The sequence below is a fragment of the Mycobacterium sp. genome, from assembly GCF_036488105.1.
GTDB lineage: Bacteria > Actinomycetota > Actinomycetes > Mycobacteriales > Mycobacteriaceae > Mycobacterium.
The window spans coordinates 1-5,998 of sequence record NZ_DASXHW010000464.1; the positions used below are offsets into that span (position 1 = coordinate 1).

The following is a 5,998-nucleotide window of genomic DNA, read 5'->3' on the forward strand; positions in this document are numbered from 1 at the left end:
TTGTCGCCGATGTGGGCGCGCAGGTTCTGCACCAGCCCGCGAATTCCCGACACCGATTCGATGAGCTCATCGGTGATCGGGTCGTCGAGGTCGTGTTTGGCGAAGTCGTAGTTCATCAACTCCGAGAGTAGGGTCAGCGACGCCATCGGGTGCACCAGGTCGTTGAGGAAGACCTGTTCGCGTTCTTTGGCGTGATCTTCGGTCTCGCCCACGACCGCGTATGCCATCGGGCAGAGCTTAACCGACCGCGGGTCGCGGCCTGCGGCGTCGATGCGCTCTTTCTGGTCGGCGTAATGGTTGCGGGCCACTTCGATGCCCGGGTCGCCGGTGAATATCAAATCAGCCCAGCGCGAAGCGAATTCACGACCACGACCTGACGACCCGGCTTGGATCAGCACCGGCCGCCCCTGCGGGGTGCGCGGCACGGTCAGTGGCCCGCGCACCGAGAAGAATTCGCCGGCATAGTTCAGCTCGTGCACCTTGTCCGGGTCGGCGTAGATGCCGTTGACCCGGTCGTGCAGGATGGCGTCGTCTTCCCAGGTGTCCCACAAGCCGACAGTGGCTTCGAGGAATTCCTCAGCCCGGTCATAGCGGGCGTCGTGGCCCAGATGTGTTTCCAGGCCGAAGTTCTGGGCCTCGCTGTCGTTGACCGAGGTGACGATGTTCCAGGCCGCCCGGCCGCGGGACAGGTGGTCGAGCGTGGCGAACGTGCGCGCGATGTGAAACGGCGTGTAGTAGGTGGTGGAACCGGTCGCGCCCAGACCGATATGCGACGTCGCCTGCGCGAGCACGCCCAACACGATGGACAGGTCCAGCTTCACCGGCCGCGCGCCGTATTTCACGGCATCGGCGACCGAGCCGCCATAAATGCCGGGCATCGCGAGCCGATCATCGAAGAACATCAGGTCGAAGCAACCTTCTTCGAGTTGCCTGCCGATCTTGGCGTAGTACGAGGCGTCGAGGTAACCGTGCTCGGTGGCGGGGTGACGCCACGAGCCCGCGTACACCGAGGTGCTGCCGGCTTGCATGAAAGCGACGAGGGCCATCTGTCGAGAAGTCATGGTTGATGTCTAGCATCTGATATATTAGATTTCAAGTGCAAGATATCCAATAGTCCTAAGGTGACGTCATGGCCCCGAACGACGGCGTCGATATCGCCGGGACGGTGCGCGAACGCGCCGCGCGCGAGCTACGCGATCGCATTCTCACCGGTGCGCTACCAGCCGGCACCCGGCTCGACCTCGACGCGATCACCAAGGAATTCGCCACCAGCCGCACCCCCGTGCGCGAAGCACTGCTTGAGCTGTCCTACGACGGGCTGGTGCGCGTCGCGCCACGCAGCGGCATCACGGTGATCGGCATGAGCCCCGAGGACGTGCTCGACAGCTTCACGATTCTGGGCGTGCTGACCGGTCAGGCCGCCGCGTGGGCCGCCGAACGGGTCACCGACGACGGCATCGAACGCCTGCGCACGCTGGCCACCGACGTCGAGGCGCACGCCGGCGAAGGCGCGATCGTCGACGCGAATTGGAACTTTCACCGCGAGATTCACCGGGCCTCCCATTCGCGACGGCTGATGGCGCAGATTCGTCAGGCCGTGCGGGTGGTCCCCTCTAACTTCTTCGCGATGTTCCCCGAGCACGAGCACAACGCGCTGGACGAGCACGAGGCGCTGGTGTCCGCGCTCGCCGATCGAGACGCCGACAAGGCCCGTCACATCGCCGAACGCCACGTGCTGGACGCGGGTCGGTCGCTGGCCGAATGGCTGGAGCATGCGGATAGCGGCGCCACCAGAAACCAGACCAGCCACTCGGAAAAGGGATAGACACTTTCTGGAAGTGATACGCCGGCGATATCAGTGCCCCAGACGTCCGCGACTGATTTCGCATACGCCGTCTCTTTCGACGACCCGCTCATGGTTCTCTGGACTGCCGTGACCGGTGTTGCGAACGGTGCTTGACCGTCACCCCCGTCGACGCCGGATGATCGCGCGCAGCTTCTCCAACCGGGTGCCGATGTCGCGCTCGGCACCGCGCCCGGTAGGCCGATAATAGTCGACCCCGACCACCTCATCAGGTGGATACTGTTGCGGCACAACGCCATCCGGGTCGTCGTGCGAGTACTTGTAGCCCTGCGCATTGCCCAGCGCCGCGGCGCCCGAATAGTGCCCGTCGCGCAGATGCGACGGCACCAACCCTGCCTTGCCCGCTTTGATGTCGGCCATCGCGGCGCCCAGCGCCATGGTCACGGCGTTCGATTTGGGTGCGGTCGCCAGGTAAATGGTGGCGTGCGCCAGGGTCAGCTGGGCTTCGGGCAGGCCGATCAGTTGTACGGTCTGCGCGGCCGCGACCGCGGTCTGCAATGCGATCGGGTCGGCCATCCCAATGTCCTCGCTGGCCAGGATCATCAGCCGGCGCGCGATGAATCGAGGGTCCTCGCCGGCGACCAGCATCCGGGCCAGGTAGTGCAGTGCGGCGTCGACGTCCGAGCCGCGCACCGACTTGATGAAGGCGCTGATCACGTCGTAGTGCTGATCGCCGTCCCGGTCGTAGCGGACCGCGGCCTTGTCCAGCGACTGCTCGATGGTCTCGACGGTGACCTGCTCCCCCGCCTCGGCCGCCACCTCCAGCGCGGTCAGCGCGCGGCGGGCGTCGCCGGCGGCCAACCGGACCAGCAGGTCGACGGCCTCCGGCGTCACCGGGACCCGGCCGCCCAGGCCACGCGGATCGTCGATCGCGCGCTGCACGACCGCGCGGACGTCGTCGGAGGACAACGGCTGCAGTTGCAGGATCAGCGACCGCGACAGCAGCGGCGCGACGACGGAGAACGAGGGATTCTCCGTCGTCGCCGCCACCAAGAGCACCACCCGGTTCTCCACGGCACCCAGCAGCGCGTCCTGCTGGGTCTTGGAAAAGCGGTGCACCTCGTCGATGAACAGCACCGTCTGCTCACCGTGCGCGGCGGCGCGTCGCGCGGTGTCGATCACGGCGCGGACTTCCTTGACCCCGGCCGACAGCGCCGAGAGCGCCTCGAACCGGCGTCCGGTGGCCTGCGAGACCAGCGAGGCCAGTGTCGTCTTACCGCTGCCGGGCGGGCCGTAGAGGATGGCCGACGCCATACCCGAACCCTCGACCAGACGCCGCAGTGGCGAACCGGGTTGCAGCAGGTGATCCTGCCCGACCACCTCGTCGAGACTGGCCGGGCGCATCCGCACCGCCAGCGGCGCGGCGGCAGACCCACCGTGCGCGCCCTCGCCAAATTCGGCCGCGTCGGGGACGTCGAACAGACCGTCGGACACGGTGTCAGGCATACCACGTCAGCACCACACGCTGCGCGCAGTGTGAGCTCTCAGCGCCGCCGCCGAATACTTGCTAAGTTTTCGAAAGCGAACGCCCGGACAACTCCCCGACGACGAGGCAGGAGCGGCCATGAGCCAACCTCCGGAGCACCCTGGCAACCCACACGACCCGTACGGGGGAAACCCCAATCCGCGCGACTACCCACCGCCACCCGGTTACGGACCTCCGCCTGGACCGCCACCGGGGTATGGACCACCACCCCCAGGACAGCCGCAACCCGGCTACGGACCCCCTCCGGGGTATGGCGCACCCCCGCCGCCACCTCCTGGCTACGGCCCGCCTCCGCAGCCCGGCTACGGGCCTCCGCCCGGCTACCCGCCGCCACCGGGCTACCGCCCTCCTCCCGGCTATCCGGCTGCATCGGGCTACGGCCCGCCGCCCGGGGCGGGGTTCAACGTCGGTGACGCGGTGGGCTGGGCCTGGGAGCAGTTCAAGAAGAATATTGGGCCTCTGGTCCTCGCGGCGCTGATCTACGCCCTGATCGGTGTGGTGGTGCATGGCCTGGTGTTCGTCCTGCTGGGTGGCGCGACGGCCGACACCTCGGGCGTCGACAGTGATTACGGCGCGTCGTTCTCGGCGGGTCTTGACGCGGTGGGCACGCTGGTCCTGTCCGTCGTGTCGTTCGTCTTCGGAATCTTCGTGCAGGCCGCGTTCCTCTCCGGCGGGCTCGATCTCGCTGACGGCAGGCCGGTCACCGTGAGCTCGTTCTTCAAACCGCGCAATTTCGGAACGGTGGTTCTGGCCGGCGCACTGCTGAGTGTGATCAGCGCGGTCCTGGAGCTGCTGTCGCTGCCAGGTGTCCTGTTTGCGTTGCTGTCGTTCGTGTTGATCGCCGTCTTCACGTTTTTCGCGGTTTTCACGATCGCATTTGCGACCGATCGCGCGCTGGCGCCGATCGATGCTCTGAAGGCCAGCTTCGACACAGTCCGGGCGCATATCGGCGAGACGCTGTTGTCTTTGCTGGTGCAGGGTCTGCTGGTGGTAGCGGGTTTCTTCGCCTGCCTGGTTGGCATCCTCGTGACCGGCCCGATTGCCCTGCTGGTCCTGGTGTACACCTACCGGCGGCTCTCCGGAGGACCGATCGCGGCGCCGGCTCCCTAGGTCGTCACGGCCGGGTGACGAAGTCGATCAACTCCTCCACCCGGCCGATCAGCGCCGCGTCGAGGTCGGTCCAGTCCCGCACCCGGCCACGGATGTGCCGCCACGCCGCGGCGATGTCGGCCTGATCGGCGTGCGGCCAGCCCAGGGCGTCGCAGATCCCGTGTTTCCATTCCGTCCCGCGAGGGATGACCGGCCACTCCGACAGACCCAGCCGGGCCGGTTTGACGGCCTGCCAGATGTCGACGAACGGATGGCCGACGACCAGGGTGTCCACGCCGCCCGGGCCGCGGTGTACCGCTTCGGCCAGCCGTGATTCCTTGGAACCGGGTACCAGGTGGTCGACGAGCACGCCCAGCCGCCGTTGCGGGCCGGGGCGGAACTCTTCGACGACGCCGACCAGGTCGTCGACGCCACCGAGGTATTCGACCACAACTCCCTCGATTCGCAGATCGTCGCCCCACACCTGCTCGACGAGCTCGGCGTCGTGGCGGCCCTCCACGTAGATCCGGCCGGTCCGGGCGACCCGGGCGCGTGCTCCGGTCACCGCCACCGAGCCCGACGCCGTGCGCGCAGGTGCCTTGGCGGTCGGACGTCGCGGCGCGGTCAGGATCACCGGTTTGCCGTCGACGAGATATCCCGGGCCGACCGGGAACGACTTCGGACGGCCCTGCCGGTCCTCGAGCTCCATCCGGTCGTATTCGACGCGCACCACTGCACCGACATAGCCCGTCAGCGCGTCCTCGACAACCATGCCGAGTTCTATTGCCAATTCAGCTGACCGGACCCTGCGCGAGTTGTGCGGGTCGCGTGCCAGAACGTCCGAGCCGTAGCGATCGTCCACCCGAGCGATCCTAGGAACGAAGGCAGCGAAAACCCGGTCACGCCACGCGGGATGGGGTTCGCCGTGCTGCGACCTGGTGGCCGTCGTGATGAGATGGGCGGTTATGACCATCAAAGTGGCGCTGGAGCACCGCACCAGCTACACCTTTGATCGGCCCGTCCGGGTGTTCCCGCATGTCGTCCGGCTCCGGCCGGCGCCCCACTCGCGTACCGCGATCGAGGCCTACTCGCTGCGAGTCGAGCCGGCCGACCACTTCATCAACTGGCAGCAGGACGCGGTGGGTAACTTCGTCTACCGGCTGACGTTCCCGAATCCGATGAGCCAACTGACCATTACGGTCGGGCTGATCGCCGACCTCAAAGTGATCAACCCTTTCGACTTCTTCATCGAGGACTGGGCAGAAACGTGGCCGTCCGGCGGGTTCACCTACCCCGCGCCGTTGGCCGAGGACCTCAAGCCGTATCTGCGGCCGGTCGACGAGCACGGTCCCGGATCAGGTCCCGGCGAGCTGGTGCAGGCCTGGGTGAGCACCTTCGCGATGGCGCCGGGCACCCGGACGATCAACTATCTGGTCGAGCTCAATAGGCGGGTCAACAGCGACCTCGGCTACAGCCTGCGCATGGAACATGGCGTGCAGACACCGGATTTCACGCTGCGAACCGGGGTCGGCTCGTGTCGCGACTTCGCCTGGCTACTG

At 67.0% G+C, this 5,998-nt stretch carries 6 protein-coding genes; 3 read left to right on the top strand and 3 right to left on the bottom strand.

All coding sequences use genetic code 11. The features are described 5' to 3' along the window. Positions 1-1,061 (bottom strand): NtaA/DmoA family FMN-dependent monooxygenase (locus VGH54_RS24340; RefSeq protein ID WP_331514691.1); only part of this gene is annotated, 1,061 nt, incomplete at its 3' end. Positions 1,062-1,129: 68 nt separating this feature from the next. On the opposite strand from VGH54_RS24340, the gene VGH54_RS24345 reads away from it, so the two are divergent. Further along, the gene (locus tag VGH54_RS24345; protein WP_331514693.1) at positions 1,130-1,825 is read left to right on the top strand and encodes a GntR family transcriptional regulator; all 696 of its coding nucleotides are present in this window, start codon (positions 1,130-1,132) and stop codon (positions 1,823-1,825) included. A gap of 138 nt (positions 1,826-1,963) precedes the next feature. Here VGH54_RS24345 and VGH54_RS24350 read toward each other — a convergent pair whose 3' ends face one another. Further along, complete coding sequence (locus VGH54_RS24350; protein ID WP_331514694.1) at positions 1,964-3,310, bottom strand: replication-associated recombination protein A; 1,347 nt, start codon at positions 3,308-3,310, stop codon at positions 1,964-1,966. A gap of 118 nt (positions 3,311-3,428) precedes the next feature. Here VGH54_RS24350 and VGH54_RS24355 point away from each other — a divergent pair, with 118 nt between their 5' ends. Then, positions 3,429-4,460 (top strand): hypothetical protein, encoded by a 1,032-nt coding sequence (locus VGH54_RS24355; RefSeq protein WP_331514696.1) that lies wholly within the window; start codon positions 3,429-3,431, stop codon positions 4,458-4,460. A gap of 4 nt (positions 4,461-4,464) precedes the next feature. Here the strand turns inward: VGH54_RS24355 and VGH54_RS24360 are convergent, their stop codons facing one another. Continuing rightward, on the bottom strand, positions 4,465-5,301 hold the full coding sequence (locus VGH54_RS24360) for a DUF3097 domain-containing protein (protein WP_331514697.1): 837 nt from the start codon (positions 5,299-5,301) through the stop codon (positions 4,465-4,467). 103 nt (positions 5,302-5,404) lie between these two features. On the opposite strand from VGH54_RS24360, the gene VGH54_RS24365 reads away from it, so the two are divergent. Then, positions 5,405-5,998 (top strand): transglutaminase family protein (locus tag VGH54_RS24365; RefSeq protein WP_331514698.1); only part of this gene is annotated, 594 nt, incomplete at its 3' end.

Bases quoted from the DNA above. Each gene is read 5' to 3' on its own strand.
- VGH54_RS24350 (WP_331514694.1), bottom strand. From the start codon at position 3,310: ATGCCTGACACCGTGTCCGACGGTCTGTTCGACGTCCCCGACGCGGCC.
- VGH54_RS24345 (WP_331514693.1), top strand. From the start codon at position 1,130: ATGGCCCCGAACGACGGCGTCGATATCGCCGGGACGGTGCGCGAACGC.
- VGH54_RS24355 (WP_331514696.1), top strand. From the start codon at position 3,429: ATGAGCCAACCTCCGGAGCACCCTGGCAACCCACACGACCCGTACGGG.